Here is a 16143-nt window from a genome sequence, read left to right as displayed (position 1 = left end):
TGACCTCTGTGTGTCACATGCGTGGGAAGGAACCATCTCAGTGCCCACCCCCCACCCCCCTCGTCCTCCGTATCCCCCGCCCGGCGGGGATCCGGGGGAATCCGATGAATCACTCGCCGCTCCGCTGAGAGGCAGCCCGGAGGGCGAGGTCGCCGCCCATTCCGTCGCGCTGCTGATGGCGCGGCACTACCAGCCGGTGCACGACTACGCGGTGATCTGTCTCGCCTCGTCGGCGCAGGTCGCCGCGATGGTGACCACAACCGCCTTCCACCGGACCCTGAACCGCCTCGCCTTCGGCGAGTCGGCCGTCGCGCTGCGCCCGGCCCTTCTGGTGACCGTGCGCGACACGATCCGCGAGTGGTCCGGCGACGATCGAATATCGGCCGTTCTGCCCGCGCTCCAGAAACCGGCCGGAGGGCGCGGGCTGCGCGCGGCGACGTCCATGACGCCCGAAAATCGCATCCTCGCGGAGCGGGCATTCCAGGCACTTCCCGCCGCCTCGCGCTGTTTGCTGTGGCATGTCGAGGTCGAGGCCGATCCTTTAAGCGTCCCGGCCGGCCTGCTGGGCATGGACACCGACATCGCGTCGGCGTTCCTCGAACAGGCACGGGACACATTCCGCGAAGGCTGTGTACATGCCCATCGCGAACTCGCGCCCACCCAGGATTGCCGCTTCTACAACCGCCTCCTCGACGTCCCGATCCGCCGGGGCGGTGCACTCCTGCCGGATGTCCAGCAGCATCTGGACGAGTGCCGCTACTGCCGGGGCGCCGCGGAACAACTGAGCCATTTCGAGGGCCCGCTGGGGCCGTTGATCGCCGAGGCGGTCCTCGGCTGGGGCGCCCGCCGCTACCTCGACTCGCGCCCAGGACGCGCGTCCCACGGGAGCCGGGGCGCTCGCTCCGGCCGGCGCGGCGGCGGCCGGCGGGGCGGCGGCCGGCACGGTCTGCTGTCCCGGCTTCCCGTGCCCGCCCGCGGGGTTCCGGAAGCGCTGCGCTCGTCACGAGCGCTGCTCTCGGGCGTCGGCGCGGTCTCGGCCGGGGTGCTGGCGACGGTGCTCATCATCAGCGCGTCGTCCTACGACGGCGGGGAGGCCGACCCGGCCGGGTCCAACAGCGCCGCCGGCGGCAAGGGCCCCACGTCGGCGACGCCGCCCGATACCGCCGGGCTTCCCTCGGCACCGGGTGTGACACGGCTGCGCAACGCCGGCGCCGACCTGTGCCTCGACATCCGGGGCCTGCCGAAGGAGGGCTCGGGCGCGAAGCTCGCGGAGTGCTCGACGGTGTGGACGCAGCAGTGGACGTACGAGGACGACGGGCTGCTGCGCAGCGTGGCCGACCCCGGGCTGTGTCTGGACTCCCACAAGGACGCCGGTGTCGTCGTCCTCGGCACCTGCGCCGACGAGGATGCCGAGCGGGGCGGCGACGTGCGTTACGACCTCACCGTGCAGGGGGAGTTGCTGCCCCGCTGGGACGAACGGCTCGCCCTCGCCCCGGCGGACGACGACCCGGACGCCGACATCGTCGTCAAGGTGCGCGACCGCACCTCCGAGGCACAACGCTGGCAGCCGGAGCCCTTGCCGACGGCGGAGGGTTCCCTGTCGATCGAGGAGCAGGACGACCCGGCGGCCCGCCAGGTGACAGTCACCGACGGCCGGACCGCCTGACGACGGGCCCCGGGGCCCGAGCGGGGCTGCGCGGCGAGCACGCGGCGCAGCCCACCCCGTCAGACCGGATCCTCGACGAGGTCGGCCGGGCCGATCGTGCCCGGCGTCGCGTGCCCGGAGAGGGCGAGGGTGAGGTCGAGCTCGGCCAGCAGGCAGCGGATGACGTGCTCGACGCCCGACTGGCCGTCGAGACCGAGGCCGTAGACGTACGGACGGCCCACGAGGACCGCGCGGGCGCCGAGGGCGAGGGCTTTGACGATGTCGTCACCGGTGCGGACGCCGCTGTCGAACAGGACGGTGAGCCGGTCGCCCACCGCCTCTGCGACGCGGGGCAGCGCGTCGGCCGCCGCGACGGACCCGGCCACCTGGCGGCCGCCGTGGTTGGAGACGATCACGCCGTCCATGCCGGCGCCGGCGGCCAGCCGCGCGTCGTCCGGGTGCAGGACGCCCTTGAGGACGATCGGGCCGTCCCAGTTCTCCCGCAGGAACGCGAGGTCGGGCCAGCTCTTGGCCGGGTCGGAGAACATCCCGACGAAGTGCATCACGGCGGCGTTCGGATCCTCGTGCACCGGCTTGGCCAGACCCGCCTGGAACGCCGGGTCCGAGAAGTAGTTGGCCGTCCCGACGCCGTGCAGGAACGGCAGGTACGCCTGGTCGAGATCGCGGGGCCGCCACGACAGCAGCGGCGTGTCCAGGGTGACGACCAGAACGGTGAACCCGGCCGCCTTGGCGCGGTCCAGGAAGCTGCGTGCCACCTCCGGGTCCTTCGGCCAGTACAGCTGGAACCAGCGCTCGGCGTCCCCCATGGCCTCGGCGACCTGCTCCATGGGGGTGCTGGACGCCGACGACAGGACGAACGGCACGCCCTGCGCGGCGGCGGCCCGGGCCGCGGCGGGCTCGGCGTCCGGGTGCATGATCGACAGCACGCCGACCGGCGCCAGCGCGAGGGGGGCGGGCAGGACGCGGCCCAGCACCTCGACCGACAGGTCCCGCTCGTGCACGTCCCGCAGCATGCGCGGCACGATCCGGCGGCGCTCCAGGGCCGCCCGGTTGGCGCGGGCCGTACTGCCGTTGCCCGCGCTGCCCGCCACGTAGCCGACCGGGCCGGGCCCGAGCCGCTGCTCGGTGAGCTCCTCCAGCCGGGTCAGATCGGTGGGCAGACGCGGTACGGCGCCCGACATGCCGTTCAGATAGATCTCGTACTGGAAGTCCGCCCAGTGCTTGCCCACCGTACGCCCGCCTCTCGTCGTCTCCTCGTCGAGACCGTGCCGTGCGGGCGAGGATACCGATCGGTATGCGCTCCGGCGGACCGGGGGCGGACGGGGTCCGCACAGGGTCACTCCTCGTCCGGCCGCGGCTCGGTGTCCGGGCCCTGGGAGCGGACGCGCTGTACGTGTTCCAGGGAGTCGCGCAACTCCGTGAGCCAGTCGTCCGTATGACGCTGGACCAGGCGGACGCACCAGGCCAGCGCGTCGCTGCGGCTGCGGGCCACGCCTCCGGCGATCAGGGTGTCGAGGACCTGGCGCTCCGGCTGGCGCAGCCGCGTCATGACCGGTGCGGCCACGTGCGTGAAGAGCGTCCGCCGCCCGCCGCACTCCACGCCCCAGGAGACCTTCCGGCGGAACCGGTGCTCGGCCTCGCGGGCCACGGCCATCCGGTCCTCGCGGGTGCGCTCCCGGAACTCCTGCGCCCGGCTCTCCAGGGCCGCCTCCCGTTCGGCGGCCGGGGCGTCCTCGGCCAGCCGCGGTGTAGGGATGCGGCCGATCACGGTGATCTCCTCGCGGTCGACCGTGATCTCGGTCAGCTCCTCGAAGAGGTCGTCGGGCAGCCGGCCTGCGAACCAGCCGCGAAGCTTCTCTGTCTGCTCGGTCGTAATCATGTAATGACGATTACTCGGCCGTTCCATGAACGCAAGGCATCACAAAGCAGTCGGCCGAGAGCGGAATCGGAATGTTTCAGGCCTATTAACGAACGCACGGAAATCAGCCATCTGGCCGCTTCGTGACCTGGGGGACCGCGCAGTTACGGGCTTCACCGGTCCGGATTCCGTAACTTCGCGCCACTGATTCAACACGCAAGGTTACTGAAACCCGTGGGGTCGATGTGTGTTTCCGCGGCGGACTCGGCAGACTCGCGCTCGCCGCCCCGGGCACCGACCGAGCAAGGGCCGGCACACCCTGTAATCGATGCGGAAGGATGCACACAATGCGGACCACCGCGCGCTGGGCCATGACCCTCGGACTGACGGCCACCGCCGTCTGCGGACCCCTCTCGGGGGCCGCTCTCGCCGATCCGGGCCAGGCCCCCACCGCGCTCTACGCCCCCTCGGCCCTCGTCCTCACGGTGGGCCACGGCGAGAGCGCGATCGCGACGACTCCGGAACGCGCGGTCACCCTGACCTGTGCCCCGACGCCCGCCGGCACGCACCCTGCGGCCGGACCGGCCTGCGCGGAGCTGCGCGGCGTCGGCGGCGACTTCGACGCCCTGACCGCCAGGGACGGCGTGATGTGCACCAAGCAGTACGACCCGGTGGTCGTCACCGTCGACGGCGTGTGGCAGGGCAAGCGCGTCTCCTACGAGCGCACCTTCTCCAACGACTGCATGAAGAACGCCTACGGAACGGGCGTCTTCTCCTTCTGAGAGGGCCGATCCCACAGACCGGGATCGCGCTGAATCCGTGAAGCGCAGCGGGCCGTGGCTGGGGAGCCGGGCCGTTGTCACGGAAAGTCGCGATCTCGCGCAAGGGGGCCGGCGGGCGGAGTGGGGCCGCCCGCCGGCCCCTGGCTTTCTACGCCCCGGGCTTCACGCCCGGTCGCGATGGCTCGTGTCGCACCATGGGTAGCGACGGCTGCGGCGGCAGGTGCACAGCGCCACGCGGAAGCGGTCGGAGGTGACGACGGAGCCGTCCTCCAGCTCCACCTCCACCGGCCCCTCCATGAGCAGCGGGCCCTTGCGCTGGACGGCGACGCGGCGAGGCGCGGCGGACCGGTCAGACGGGGAGTTCGGCACGGACGACCACCAGCTCTTCCTTGTCCTCGGCGGCGGACAGCAGCCCCTGCTGCCGCAGCCAGTGTTCCCGGCCGCGCAGCACCGGCCCGAGCGCGATCCGGCGCCGGCGGGTCACGGCGGCCTTCAGGCCGGCCGCGCGCAACTGCTGGACGGTCAGGTCCGGCCCGCTGAGCGCAGACTGCACGAGCAGCAGGACCCCGCCCGGCCGCAGCAGACCGGGCGCCTGCCGGCAGATCCGGTCGACGACCAGCCGTCCGTCGCCGCCCGCGTCCCAGGCCCGGGCCGCGCCCCGCGGCGGCCTGCGATGACCGTCCGGCGCCGGCACGTACGGCGGGTTGGCCAGGATCAGATCGAACATCTCGTCGCGCACGGGCTCGAACAGATTCCCGTGCAGGATCCGGACCGGCAGCCCTGCCACACGGGCGTTGAGCCGCGCGGCCCACACGGCGCTCCAGGACAGGTCCACGGCGGTCACACGGCTGCCGCGGCGCGCGGCCTCCAGGGCCAGGGCGCCGCTGCCGGTGCCCACGTCGAGGACTTCCGCCCCCGGAGGCAGCGGTTCGTCGGACAGGGCACCGGCCAGCAACTCGGTGTCCTCCTGCGGGGCGTACACGCCCGGGGGTACCAGTGCAATCACGGACACCGGGTACCCCGGCAATCAGGAGGTATGAGCTGCTTCCCGGGCAAGTGGTGCGCACAGTGACGAACGGGATGCCCGCCAGTCGGCGAGCAGCCGGGTGCCGAAGCGTTCCTCGACGAATTCGGTGGCGTCGATGCCGAAGGCGATGTCCGGGGCGAGATGCGGCTCGCTCTCCAGCAGTCCGCCGATGACATCGTGGCGCACCACCTGCTCGTGGACCGCGTCGGCCTCGACGTGCTCGTCGTAGAAGTGCTCGGCCGCGGGTCCGGCGCCGGTGCGGCGCATCGCCTCGGCGAGCCGCCGCGAGCCGGGTGACGAGGTGATCTCGACCGTCGCGAAGTGGCCGACCAGGGCGCCTCTGAGCGCCCGGTGCAGCCCGAAGAGCGACATCATGTTCACGGTGACCAGGGCCTCGGCGGACGCTGCGTCGAGATAACGGCCGTACGTGGTGTCCAGGCCCAGGTCCGTCATCAGATCGGCGAACAGCGAGGCGTGCACGCGGTCGGCGCGGCCCCCGCCCCACTCGTCGAACTCGACCGCCGCCATCGCCGCCTTCGCCCGGCCCCACAGGCGCGGCAGCACCCAGGCGTGCGGGTCCGCCTCCTTGAGGTGGTACAGGGAGCGCTGGGCCGCGTACTCGCGCACCTGCCACAGCTCGCCCTCGTCCCGCAGGAAGTGGGTGACGCCGGTGCCCTCGACGGGCTCGACCAGCAGGCCGGCCAGTGCCTCGTCCACGCTGTCGTGGACGTGCGCGTCGGTGCGCAGCGCGGACAGGAAGCGCTGCTCCATGGCGCCGCGGACGCGCAGCAGGTCGGGGTCCCACTCACGCTCCGGCGGGACGCCCGCGAAGCCGCGGTAGTGCAGCTCGTAGCACAGGTACAGGGCAAGCTGGAGGTCGTCGCCGTACACCTCGGCGCGGGCGACGTCCTCCAGCCGGGGCAGGCGGCCCGCACCGCGCAGACAGGCGTCGACGCCCCTGCTCAGCGGGCCGCGCGGGGTGGGCAGTGGTGGTCCTTCGTGCTCCATGCGCGCCGGGTACCCGCCCGGCGGCCGGGGTCACCCGCCGTGTGCCACCGCCCTGGCGGGTCAGTCGCCCTCGGACTCCTCCTGCGCTCGCGCGTTGGGGGTGATGGCCTCCCCGGCCTCGCCCCGGTGACGGCGCTGCTCCTCCGAGTCCCCGGTGCGGTTCTCGGCGTCCTCGACCTCCCGCAGCACCTCCTCCAGAGCCGTCTCGGGCGGCTTGCCGTGCTGGTCCTGGTCGTGGTCCTTGTGCTGGGACACGGGGGTCTCCTTCCTGTCGGTGCGTCGTCCGGTACGTCACGCCCCGGCCGTGGGCGGTTCAGCGGGAGGCCGCGGCGATGCGCAGCGGCACCGGGTCGGGAGGGGCGGCCTCCGCACTGCGGCGGGCGACCTCCGCCCACCAGGAGGGGCCGTCCTCGATGTGGCGCAGCAGCACCCCCTCGCGGATCGCCCACGGACAGACCGTGACGGCCTTGATGCCGGTCAGCTTCAGCGCGGTGTGCCCGACCACGGCTCCCGCCAGGCTCTGCGCGGCGCGCGGCGCGGAGATGCCGGGCAGGTGCGCGCGTTCGGCGGCGGGCAGGGCGGCCAGCCGGGCGATCGCCGCCCGCAGTTCGGAGCGGTGCATCTGCCGGTCGACGAACGGGCCGTGGCGTCCGGGCGCCGCGCCGCACAGCCGCCCCAGCTGCTGGAAGGTGCGGGAAGTGGCGACCGCGGTGCGCGGGCCCTCCCAGCGGATCCGTGCCGCGACGTCCCGCAGCTGGTGGCGGACCTTGCGGCGCAGCGCCCGCACCCGCTCGGGCGACGGCGGATCCTCGTCCGCGAAGAACTCGTGCGTCAGCCGCCGTGCGCCCAGCGGCAGGGACGCCACGAAGTCGGGCAACCGGCCGCGTCCGAACGCGACTTCGAAGGTGCCGCCGCCGATGTCGAGCAGGGCGAGCGGCCCCGATCGCCAGCCCATCCAGCGCCGGGCCCCGAGGAACGTCAGTTCGGCCTCGACCTCGCCCGGCAGGGTGCACAGGTCGACGCCCGTACGGGCGCGGACGGTGCGCAGAACCTCGTGCCGGTTCGGCGCGTTGCGCACCACGGCGGTCGCGAAGGCCAGCGGGCCCGCCGCACCCCACCGGGTGGCGGTCCTGCTCGCCTCGGCCACCGCGTCGACGAGTTGGTCCACGGCTCGCTCCGGGACGGGTCCCCCTGGTGTGACCTGCTCGGACAGCCTGAGTCGCCACTTGGCGGTGTGCACCGGCAGGGGCACCCCGTCCGCCGCGTCCGCGACCACCAGTCTGACCGTGTTCGATCCCACGTCCACCACGCTGATTCGCATGGGCGGTGGGTACCCGTTTACGGGCCGGCTCAACAGACCGCACGCCGTGGACCGGCGAGGACGCGCCACCGGGGGCCGCCGTGTCAGCGGTCCCGGCGAAACGGCGATGCTTCGCCGGGACTGTGAGGGACGCGCCGCGTCACGCCATCTGGCGCCGCACCAGCTCGTGCAGCCGTCCCTGGGTGTCGGCGAGCAGCTGGGCGGGCGGGCCCTGCTGGATGACCTTGCCGTCCTCCATGACCACGACCCGGTCGGCGTCCATCACGGTCGACAGCCGGTGCGCGATGACGACCCGGGTGGCGTTGAGGGCCTTGGTGCTCTCGATGACCGTGCGCTGCGTCTCGTTGTCGAGCGCGCTGGTCGCCTCGTCGAAGAAGAGGATGCGCGGCCGCCGGATCAGTGCCTGGGCGATCATCAGCCGCTGGCGCTGACCGCCGGAGACGGCTCCGCTGCCCGCGACGATGGTGTGCAGCCCCATCGGCATCCGCTTGATGTCCTCGGCGAGACCGGCCATCTCGGCGGCGGCCATCGCCTCCTCCGGCGTGTACGGTTCCGTGCCGCAGATGACGTCCAGGATCGAACCGCTGAACGGCTGCGCGTGCTGGAGCACCACGCCGCACTGGCGGCGCACCGCCGACTGGTCGAGGGCCGCGAGGTCCTGACCGTCGTACAGCACACTTCCCGAAACCGGCCGGTCGAAGCCGATCAGCAGCCGCAGCAGCGTCGACTTGCCGCAGCCGCTCGGGCCGACGATCGCGACGAACTCGCCCGGCCGCACCTCGAACGACACGTCGTCCAGGACCAGCGGGCCATCGTCCGCGTAGCGGAAGGACACCCGTCGGGCCTCGATCGCCCCGGTCAGCGGACCAGGCCGGGTGCTCGCCGTCCGCACCTCCGGCGTCGCGTCCAGCACCGGCTTGATCTCCTCGAACAGCGGCAGCGCGGCCACCGCCGAGACGAACGCGCCCGTCAGCTGGGTGACGGAGGTCAGCACCATCGTCACCGAGGTGTTGAAGGTGAGGAACGCCGCCGCCGACATCGAGCCGCGGGCCGGACCGGCCAGCAGCATGAACATCAGCAGGGTGCACAGCGGCAGGTACACCGCGCCCAGCACCGTCGTGAGGTTCTTGATGCGGCCGACCTTCTGCTGGAGCTCCCGGCTGCGCGCGAATTCCGACGCCCACGCGGCGTACGCGTAGTTCTCGGCGGCGGCCACCCGCAGTTTGGGCAGGCCCCGCAGCGTCTGGAACGCCTGGTTGTTCAGCTTGTTGGAGAGCACCACGAGACGCCGCTGCCAGCGCACCTGCCACAGCCCGAGCCCCAGGAACACCGCCGCGATGACGACGAGCATCCCGATCGCGGCCATCGCCATCGCCACGCTGTACCAGAGCAGCAGCCCCAGGTTCATCGCGCCGACCGTCACCGACTGGGCGACGGTCGGCCCGACCCCCGCCAGCAGCCGGCGGATCGAGCTGATGCCCATGGCCGCACTGGCCAGTTCGCCCGTGGAGCGCTCGGTGAAGAACCTCGTCGGCAGCCTCAGCAGCCGGTCCCACACCGCCGGCTGGAGCGTGGCCTCGATCCGGCCCTCGATCCGCAGGATGGTGAGGTTCTGCAACAGCATGAAGGCCGCCGCCACCACACTGCTCAGCAAGACCGCGAGACACACCTGCACGATCAGGTCCGTCTGCGCCTTCGGCACGAACTCGCCCAGCACCTTGCCGGTCGCGATGGGCACCAGCGCGCCGATCGCCACCGTGACCAGACCACTGAGCAGCAGGCCCGTCAGATCGCCGCGCATGCCCTGCATACAGAACCGCAGCAGCCGCAGCGGACTGAGCCCCCGCTCCGGCAGGGGACGGTAGAACATCACCGCGCGCGGCTCGAACTCGTCGGCGTTGGCCTTCTCGATCGGCGTCTCACGCCCGGTCGACGGATGCACCGCGACATAGCCGCCGCGCCGCCACAGCAGCGCCACCGGCGTGCCCGACAGGGCCCGTTGACCGACCAGCGGCCCCACGTTGTCCCGCCACCAGCGGCCGTCGAGCCGTACGGCCCGGGTCCGCACGCGGGAAGCCAGGGCGACCTGCTCGACCGGGTCGAGGCGGTCGCCCCCGGTGCCCTTCTGAGTCGGCTCGGTGATCCGGATCCCGGCGGCCTGCCCGACCAGCTTGCAGGCCGCGTACGTGGCGTCGGCGTCGGCCGAGGTGGTCCGCTTGCCCGACCGCTTCCCGATGGAGGCGAGCAGCGTCTGGTCGGCCTGGGCGCGCACCGTCTCACCGGCCTTGATGCCCTCGGCCGTGCGCGTCTCGTGGGTGCGCTCCAGCTGTTCGATCCAGCGGTCCAGCGTGGTCAGCAGCCGGTACTGCTGGTCGACCACCGACTGCCACAGCGCGGGGTCCATCAGCAGGTCGGCCGCGGCCTCCGCGCCGTACAGCGAGCCGTACTGCACGCTGCCCGGCGGGACCTGCATCCAGAACACGTCGTCGTCGTCCCCCACGCTCGAATGCGCTCGCGCGGGGGGAGCCCCGGGCGCCGCGGCCCGCTCGGTGGCCATCGGCGCCTGGAAGAGGATCGACAGACTGCGGCCGACCCCGAGGGCGAGCGCGTACTCCAGCGGACTCGTCGTCGGCGGCACGTACTGCGGGTTGCCGTACTCGTCGTAGGACCAGGTCGCCGTGTTGGCGGGCTGGTACAGCTCGCGCAGGCCGATGCGGTGCACCACGCAGTCCCGCAGCGGCCGGGCCACCAGGGTGTGCTGCGGTCCCGGCACCGGGCCGAGCACCAGCGAACCCGCCTCCAGCCGGCCCAAGTGGTGCCAGTGGCCCTGCTGTCCGGCGTCGACCGCGAAGAGGTCGACGGCGCCGGACGCGACCAGCCACAGCACCTGCGGGCCTTCGAGGTCGAGCCGGTTGAACCCGGCGCAGTCGATGCGCGAGCCCATCTGCCCGAAGGCTCCCAGCACGAGGTCGCCGTCGTGCCCTTCGTGAACGGCCGTCATCTCACCGCTCCCTGACCAGTGCCGCGTACGCGCCGCCGCGCGCCACCAGGTCCTCGTGCCGTCCCCGCTCCACGACCGTGCCGTGCTGAAGGACGACGATCTCGTCGCTGTCGCGCACCGTGCTCAGCCGGTGCGCGATCACCACGCAGGCGCAGCCGCGCCGGCGCAGGTTGTCCATCACGACTTGCTCGGTCTCCGCGTCCAGCGCGCTCGTCACCTCGTCGAGCACCAGGATGCTCGGCCGGCGCACCAGGGCCCGCGCGATCTCCAGGCGCTGGCGCTGCCCGCCGGAGAAGTTGCGGCCGTCCTGTTCGACCTTGCTGTGGATGCCGCCCGGGCGGCGTGTGATCACGTCGTACAGGGCGGCGTCGCGCAACGCGTCCTCCACCGCGTCGTCCGGGATCGACGGGTCCCACAGCGCCACGTTGTCGCGGACGGTGCCCTCGAAGAGGAACACGTCCTGGTCGACGAAGGAGACCGAGGCGGCCAGCGCCCCGCGCGGTATGTCCTCGATGCGCTGCCCGTCGATGCGGATCACGCCTTCCCACGGCGCGTACAGCCCGGAGATCATCCGGGACACCGTCGATTTGCCGCTGCCCGAACCGCCCACCAGCGCCACCTGCTGCCCGGGGCCGACCGTCAGGTCGAAGCCGGTGAGCAGGGGTTTGTCGAGCGGGCTGTAGCCGAACGTGATGTTCTCCAGTTCGACATGGCCCTGGAGGCGGCGCGTGGACTCGCTCGCGCCGGGCCGGCCGTAGAGCGGGTCGGCCTTGAAGTTCTCCACGTCCTTCAGCCGGGCCACGTCCGCCGCGAAGTCCTGGATGCGGCCCGCGACGCCGTTCAGCCGCGTCAGCGGGGCAGTGAACCGGGCGACCAGGGCCTGGAAGGCGACCAGCAGGCCGACCGAGATGTGCCCCTCGACCGCCCGCATACCGCCGATGCAGAGAATCAGCGCGCTGTTGACGGTGGCCAGCGTCGGCGCGACCACGCCCAGCCAGGCGCTCGGCACGCCCAGGCGCTGCTGCTCCTCCAGGGTGGTGGCGTGCTGCCCGGCCCACTTGCGGAAGTAGCCGTCCTCGCCGCCGGTCGCCTTCATCGTCTCGATCAGCTGAAGGCCCGTGTAGGCGGTGTTGGTGAGCCGGGCCGTGTCCGCGCGCAGCTTCGCCGTGCGCGTCGCCCGCAGCCGGATCACCACCCGCATGGCGACGATGTTCAGCAGGGCCACGCCGATGCCCACGAACGTGAGCTGCGGGTCGTAGGTGTACAGCAGCACCGCGTACAGGACGACCACGACCGCGTCCACGCCCGCCGCAGCGAGGTCCCGGGACAGGGTCTCGGACACCGCGTCGTTGGACTGCAGGCGCTGGACCAGGTCGGCCGGGCTGCGCTGGGAGAAGAACGTCACCGGCAGCCGCAGCAGATGCCGCAGGAAGCGGGCGCTGGACAGGGTGGAGGAGATGATGCGGCCGCGCAGCAGGTTGGCCTGCTGGAGCCAGGTCAGCACCACCGTGAGCAGCACGCACGCCGCCATCGACGGGAACAGCACGTCGAGCAGCGAGGTCTGGTTGCCGATCAGGAACTCGTCGATGTAGGTGCGGCTCAGCGCGGGGACCGCCGCGCCCACCGCCACCAGCAGCAGACTCGCCAGCACCGCAGCGGGCATCGTGCCCGCCGTGCCGCGCAGCCGGGCCGGCATCGCGCCCAGGACCCCGGGCTTGCGGCCGCCCCGGGCGAAGTCCTCACCGGGCTCCATCACCAGCACGACACCGGTGAAGCTGCCGTCGAAGTCCTCCATGGGGATGAACCGGCGGCCCTTGCCGGGGTCGTTGATGTAGACGCCCCGGCGGCCGAAGCGCCGCCCCATGCCGTCGTAGACGACGTAGTGGTTGAACTCCCAGAACAGGATGGCCGGCGACGTGACCTCGGCGAGGGCTGCCAGGTCCATCTGCATGCCCTTGGCCGTCAGGCCGTAGGAGCGGGCCGCCTTCAGCAGGTTGCTCGCGCGTGAGCCGTCCCGGGAGACACCGCAGGCGATGCGCAGTTCCTCCAGCGGGACGTGCTTGCCGTAGTGGCCGAGCACCATCGCCAGGGAGGCGGCGCCGCACTCGACGGCCTCCATCTGGAGCACGGTGGGCGTGCGGACGGTCTTCGCCCGGGCCTTGGGCACCTTGCGCTTGGGCGGGGCGGCGCGGCGCCTGCTCCGGGGTTCCTGTGCGGTCGCGCTCATGGCAGCAGCCAGTCGACGGGACGCTGGTCGGACAGCCGGATCGAACCGGAGGCCAGTGTCATGGAGGCCAGCTTGTAGGGGGGCCCGTCCGCGGAGGACCACGTGTAGCCGCTCTTGGTGGCGGAGGACCTGTCCAGCCGGACCGTCACGGCCACCGGTCTGCCCTTCTTGGTGAACTGCTCGCCCAGCTGGCTGTCCCCGAGGAACGCGGCGATCTGCTGCGGGGACTGCGCCGAGCGGTCCACCGACTTCACATGGCCGCGCAGCACGCCGTACTCCTGGGTCGGCACCGACTGCACGGTGAGGTCGACGGCCGCGTCGTCGGGGATGGAGGCGGCGTTCTCGGCGGGGACGTACACGGTCGCGTAGAGCGGGTCCCCGGCGCGGGCGACCTTCTCGACGGCGGCGACGTTCGCGCCGGTCTGGATGATCTGCCCGACGGTCGCGGCGAGCGCGGAGACCCGGCCCGCGTCGAGCGTACGGACGACTGCTTCTCCCTTGCCCGTGCGTACCTTGAGCACGGGGGAGTCCGAAGGCAGTTGTTCGCCCTGCTTCGCGAGCACCGCGGTGACCTGGCCCGCGACGGGGCTCTGCAGGACGTAACTGCCCTGCCCGTGCGTGATGATGGCGGGTGCGCTGACGGTGGAGGTCACCGAGCCGGTCACCGCCCACACCGAGGCGGCGGCCATCGCGACCACCGTCACCGAGAGCACGAGCCAGCCCTGCGGGCGGGCGAAGCGCACCGGCAGGTCGAGTTCCTCCGGTGACTGGAGCTTGGCGAGGGCCTGTTGGCGGAACTGCAAGGAACTTCCCTCACCCGTGGAAGAGGTACGGACGGCCGAGGCGTAAAGCTTCTACGGAACCCGAAGAACCCGGAACCGCCGGCTGCGGTTCCGGGAATCAACGGCACAAGGGCTCGATCAGAGGCCGGAGACCAGGCCGGTGACCGGGGCCGTGTTGAGGCCGGTGACGCCCTCGACGGTGCCGACGGCGGTGTCCACCAGGCCGGAGACCGGGGCAATGCCGTCAACGGTGTCGGTGACGGTGTTCACGGCGTTCACGGACAGGCCGCCGGAGATGGCGTCGAGCTGGGCGTCGGCGATCTCGACGGTCTCAACCTGGGGGGTGGAGTTCATGATGGAACTTCCCTTCATATGGATATCTCACAAGGGGGGAGCGGCCCCCTCTGGGGACAGATGACGGCCGCGACCGCGAGCACCGGGCATCCGTTTCCGAGTGCCCTGAGCGGCCCCCGCGGTGCGATGGATCAAAGCACGCCGCTGCTCCGCGCTTCCAATCAACCACCCGCCTCACCAGGCAACTTGCGCCTCAGCGGCACCGATCCGTGCAGGTTCGTGCACGGCTTGGCGGCGAGTTCTTCACATGCGGCACCGCATCGGCGCATCCGGGCCCTTGCCCGGCGGGGCGGCGAATCCGGCACTCCCGCCCCAAAGGCGTGTCCGACCCTGCCGGGGTGTGGATAACCCTCATTTCGGTGACCGGGTTGAGCATTCGATGTGCAGATTCGCTGAAGCCGGGATTTGGCCCTGTGACGTCGACGGATCGTTTCCGGGCGGATACGGAGGGTTGCGTTCCGCCCGGTCGGCGGGCGCCCGTCGCTGAAAGGCCGTCATTCGGCCATGGATCTCCCCGGTCCGGCCTGACCCGCTCTCCTGGACCGGCCCTGTGCGAGCAGGGGGGCAGGGGACCGCGTGGTCGCCGTGCGGGCGGCGGGAGTTGGCTGATTCCGCGATGCGAAGGGATCACTTGCAATCGGAATTGAACGCCCCGTGCGGCCCGTGCGTACCAACAGCCATCCAGGCGCCCCCCAGAAGCTGCCGGACGGCGGCACCTACTCCGTTCCCCAGGAGGAGAGAAGTTTGAGTCACAAGCGAATTCCGAAGCGCAAGGCCGCGATAGCGGCGGGCAGCGTGGTGGCGCTCGGCGCGGCCGCGATCCTGCTCCCCAACGCCAACGCCTCGCAGGACGGTTCGTCCGACGACGCCGCCGCCGCGCCGAAGACCCTGAAGGCGGGCGACGCCTCGGATCTCGCCTCGCAGCTCTCCGGGCTCCTCGGTGAGGCGTTCGGCGGCTCCTACTACGACGGCGACAGCCAGCAGCTCGTCGTCAACGTGGTACCGGGCGACAACAACAACGTGATCGTGCAGGCGAAGGCGGCCGGCGCGAAGGTCCGCGAGGTCGACAACAGCTGGTCGGAGCTCCAGGACGGCGCCTCGACGCTGAAGTCCGAGGCGACCATCGCCGGCACCTCCTGGTCGATCGACCCGCGCACCAACAAGCTCCTGGTGACCGCCGACAGCACCGTGACCGGTGCCAAGTGGGACAGACTGGAGAGCACCGTGCAGGAGCTCGGCTCCGGCATGGCCACGCTCAAGAAGTCCCCCGGTACCTTCAAGCCGTTCGTCTCCGGAGGCGACGCCATCTTCGCGGGCGGCTCGCGCTGCTCCCTCGGCTTCAACGTCACCGCGGGCGACGGCTCGCCCGCCTTCCTGACGGCCGGTCACTGCACCCTCGGCGGCAACGAGTGGTCGGACACCCAGGGCGGTCAGCCGATCGCCACCGTCGACCAGTCGACGTTCCCGGGCAACGGTGACTTCGCACTCGTGAAGTACGACGACCCGGCGACCGAGGCGCCCAGCGAGGTCAACACCGGCAACCAGACCGTCCCGATCACCGAGGCCGCCGAGGCGACCGTCGGCCAGGAGGTCTTCCGGATGGGCAGCACCACCGGGCTCGCCGACGGCCAGGTCCTCGGCCTGGACGCCACGGTGAACTACCCGGAGGGCACCGTCACGGGCCTCATCCAGACCAACGTCTGCGCCGAGCCCGGCGACAGCGGCGGCTCGCTGTTCACCCAGGACGGTCTCGCCATCGGCCTGACCTCCGGTGGCAGCGGCGACTGCACGGTCGGCGGCGAGACGTTCTTCCAGCCGGTGACCACCGCCCTGGAGGCGGTCGGTGCGACCCTCGGCGCGGGCGGTGCCGCGGGCGGCGGTGCCGGTGCCGGTGACGAGGCCGGTGCCGGCCAGGACGCCGGTGCCGGCCAGGAGGCCGGTGCGGGCGAAGAGGCCGGTGCCGGTCAGGAAGCCGGCGCCGGTGAGGAAGCCGGCGCCGGTGAAGAGGCCGGGGCCGGTGAGCAGGCCGGAGGCGACGAGGCCGGTGCCGGTGCCGGTCAGGACGCGGGCCAGGGTGTCGAGGACAACTCCGGTCTCGTCGAGAGCCGCTGACACCC

At 72.0% G+C, this 16143-nt stretch carries 14 protein-coding genes; 3 read left to right on the top strand and 11 right to left on the bottom strand.

All coding sequences use genetic code 11. The features are described 5' to 3' along the window. Window positions 1-40: 40 nt before the first annotated feature. Window positions 41-1666 carry an RICIN domain-containing protein gene (locus OO68_RS13440; protein ID WP_033308557.1) on the top strand — a complete coding sequence of 542 codons (1626 nt, stop codon included), beginning with the start codon at window positions 41-43 and terminating at the stop codon, window positions 1664-1666. A gap of 59 nt (window positions 1667-1725) precedes the next feature. On the opposite strand, the gene OO68_RS13435 is transcribed toward OO68_RS13440, so the two are convergent. Both OO68_RS13435 and abmR read right to left on the bottom strand, forming a co-directional pair. Then, on the bottom strand, window positions 1726-2895 hold the full coding sequence (locus tag OO68_RS13435; protein WP_033308556.1) for a lactate 2-monooxygenase: 1170 nt from the start codon (window positions 2893-2895) through the stop codon (window positions 1726-1728). A 107-nt stretch (window positions 2896-3002) separates the two neighbouring features. Further along, window positions 3003-3545, bottom strand: coding sequence for an ATP-binding transcription factor AbmR (gene abmR / locus OO68_RS13430; RefSeq protein WP_033308555.1), 543 nt, complete (start codon window positions 3543-3545; stop codon window positions 3003-3005). Window positions 3546-3871: 326 nt separating this feature from the next. Between abmR and OO68_RS13425 the strand changes: the two genes are divergently transcribed. Continuing rightward, window positions 3872-4306 (top strand): protease inhibitor, encoded by a 435-nt coding sequence (locus OO68_RS13425; RefSeq protein WP_033308554.1) that lies wholly within the window; start codon window positions 3872-3874, stop codon window positions 4304-4306. 162 nt (window positions 4307-4468) lie between these two features. Here OO68_RS13425 and OO68_RS13420 read toward each other — a convergent pair whose 3' ends face one another. From OO68_RS13420 to OO68_RS13380, 9 genes are all read right to left on the bottom strand, one after another. After that, a complete protein-coding gene (locus OO68_RS13420) occupies window positions 4469-4675 on the bottom strand; it encodes a CDGSH iron-sulfur domain-containing protein (protein ID WP_033308553.1) in 207 nt (68 codons plus the stop codon). Beyond that, the gene (locus tag OO68_RS13415; protein ID WP_245236965.1) at window positions 4656-5312 is read right to left on the bottom strand and encodes a HemK2/MTQ2 family protein methyltransferase; all 657 of its coding nucleotides are present in this window, start codon (window positions 5310-5312) and stop codon (window positions 4656-4658) included. The genes OO68_RS13420 and OO68_RS13415 overlap by 20 nt, the downstream gene beginning before the upstream one ends. 21 nt (window positions 5313-5333) lie before the next feature. Beyond that, on the bottom strand, window positions 5334-6341 hold the full coding sequence (locus OO68_RS13410; protein WP_033308551.1) for an iron-containing redox enzyme family protein: 1008 nt from the start codon (window positions 6339-6341) through the stop codon (window positions 5334-5336). A gap of 60 nt (window positions 6342-6401) precedes the next feature. Beyond that, on the bottom strand, window positions 6402-6596 hold the full coding sequence (locus OO68_RS13405) for a hypothetical protein (RefSeq protein WP_033308550.1): 195 nt from the start codon (window positions 6594-6596) through the stop codon (window positions 6402-6404). Window positions 6597-6654: 58 nt separating this feature from the next. Beyond that, window positions 6655-7662: a Ppx/GppA family phosphatase gene (locus OO68_RS13400; RefSeq protein ID WP_033308549.1), complete on the bottom strand. Its 1008-nt coding sequence runs from the start codon at window positions 7660-7662 to the stop codon at window positions 6655-6657. A 139-nt stretch (window positions 7663-7801) separates the two neighbouring features. Next, on the bottom strand, window positions 7802-10663 hold the full coding sequence (locus tag OO68_RS13395) for an NHLP bacteriocin export ABC transporter permease/ATPase subunit (RefSeq protein ID WP_033308548.1): 2862 nt from the start codon (window positions 10661-10663) through the stop codon (window positions 7802-7804). 1 nt (window position 10664) lies between these two features. Then, window positions 10665-12890, bottom strand: a complete 2226-nt coding sequence (locus OO68_RS13390; RefSeq protein WP_033308547.1) for an NHLP family bacteriocin export ABC transporter peptidase/permease/ATPase subunit — start codon at window positions 12888-12890, stop codon at window positions 10665-10667. After that, window positions 12887-13693: a biotin/lipoyl-containing protein gene (locus tag OO68_RS13385; RefSeq protein WP_033308546.1), complete on the bottom strand. Its 807-nt coding sequence runs from the start codon at window positions 13691-13693 to the stop codon at window positions 12887-12889. Before OO68_RS13385 ends, OO68_RS13390 begins: the two co-directional genes overlap by 4 nt. A 117-nt stretch (window positions 13694-13810) precedes the next feature. Next, entirely contained in the window at window positions 13811-14026 is a 216-nt protein-coding gene (locus OO68_RS13380; protein ID WP_003994898.1) for a hypothetical protein, read from the bottom strand. A 744-nt stretch (window positions 14027-14770) separates the two neighbouring features. Between OO68_RS13380 and OO68_RS13375 the strand changes: the two genes are divergently transcribed. After that, window positions 14771-16138 (top strand): S1 family peptidase, encoded by a 1368-nt coding sequence (locus OO68_RS13375; RefSeq protein WP_033308545.1) that lies wholly within the window; start codon window positions 14771-14773, stop codon window positions 16136-16138. Window positions 16139-16143 lie beyond the last annotated feature (5 nt).

It is taken from the genome of Streptomyces iakyrus (assembly GCF_000717055.1).
Lineage (GTDB): Bacteria > Actinomycetota > Actinomycetes > Streptomycetales > Streptomycetaceae > Streptomyces > Streptomyces iakyrus.
Note: the sequence above shows the minus strand (reverse complement) of the source record. Positions and strands in the feature narration are given on the sequence as shown.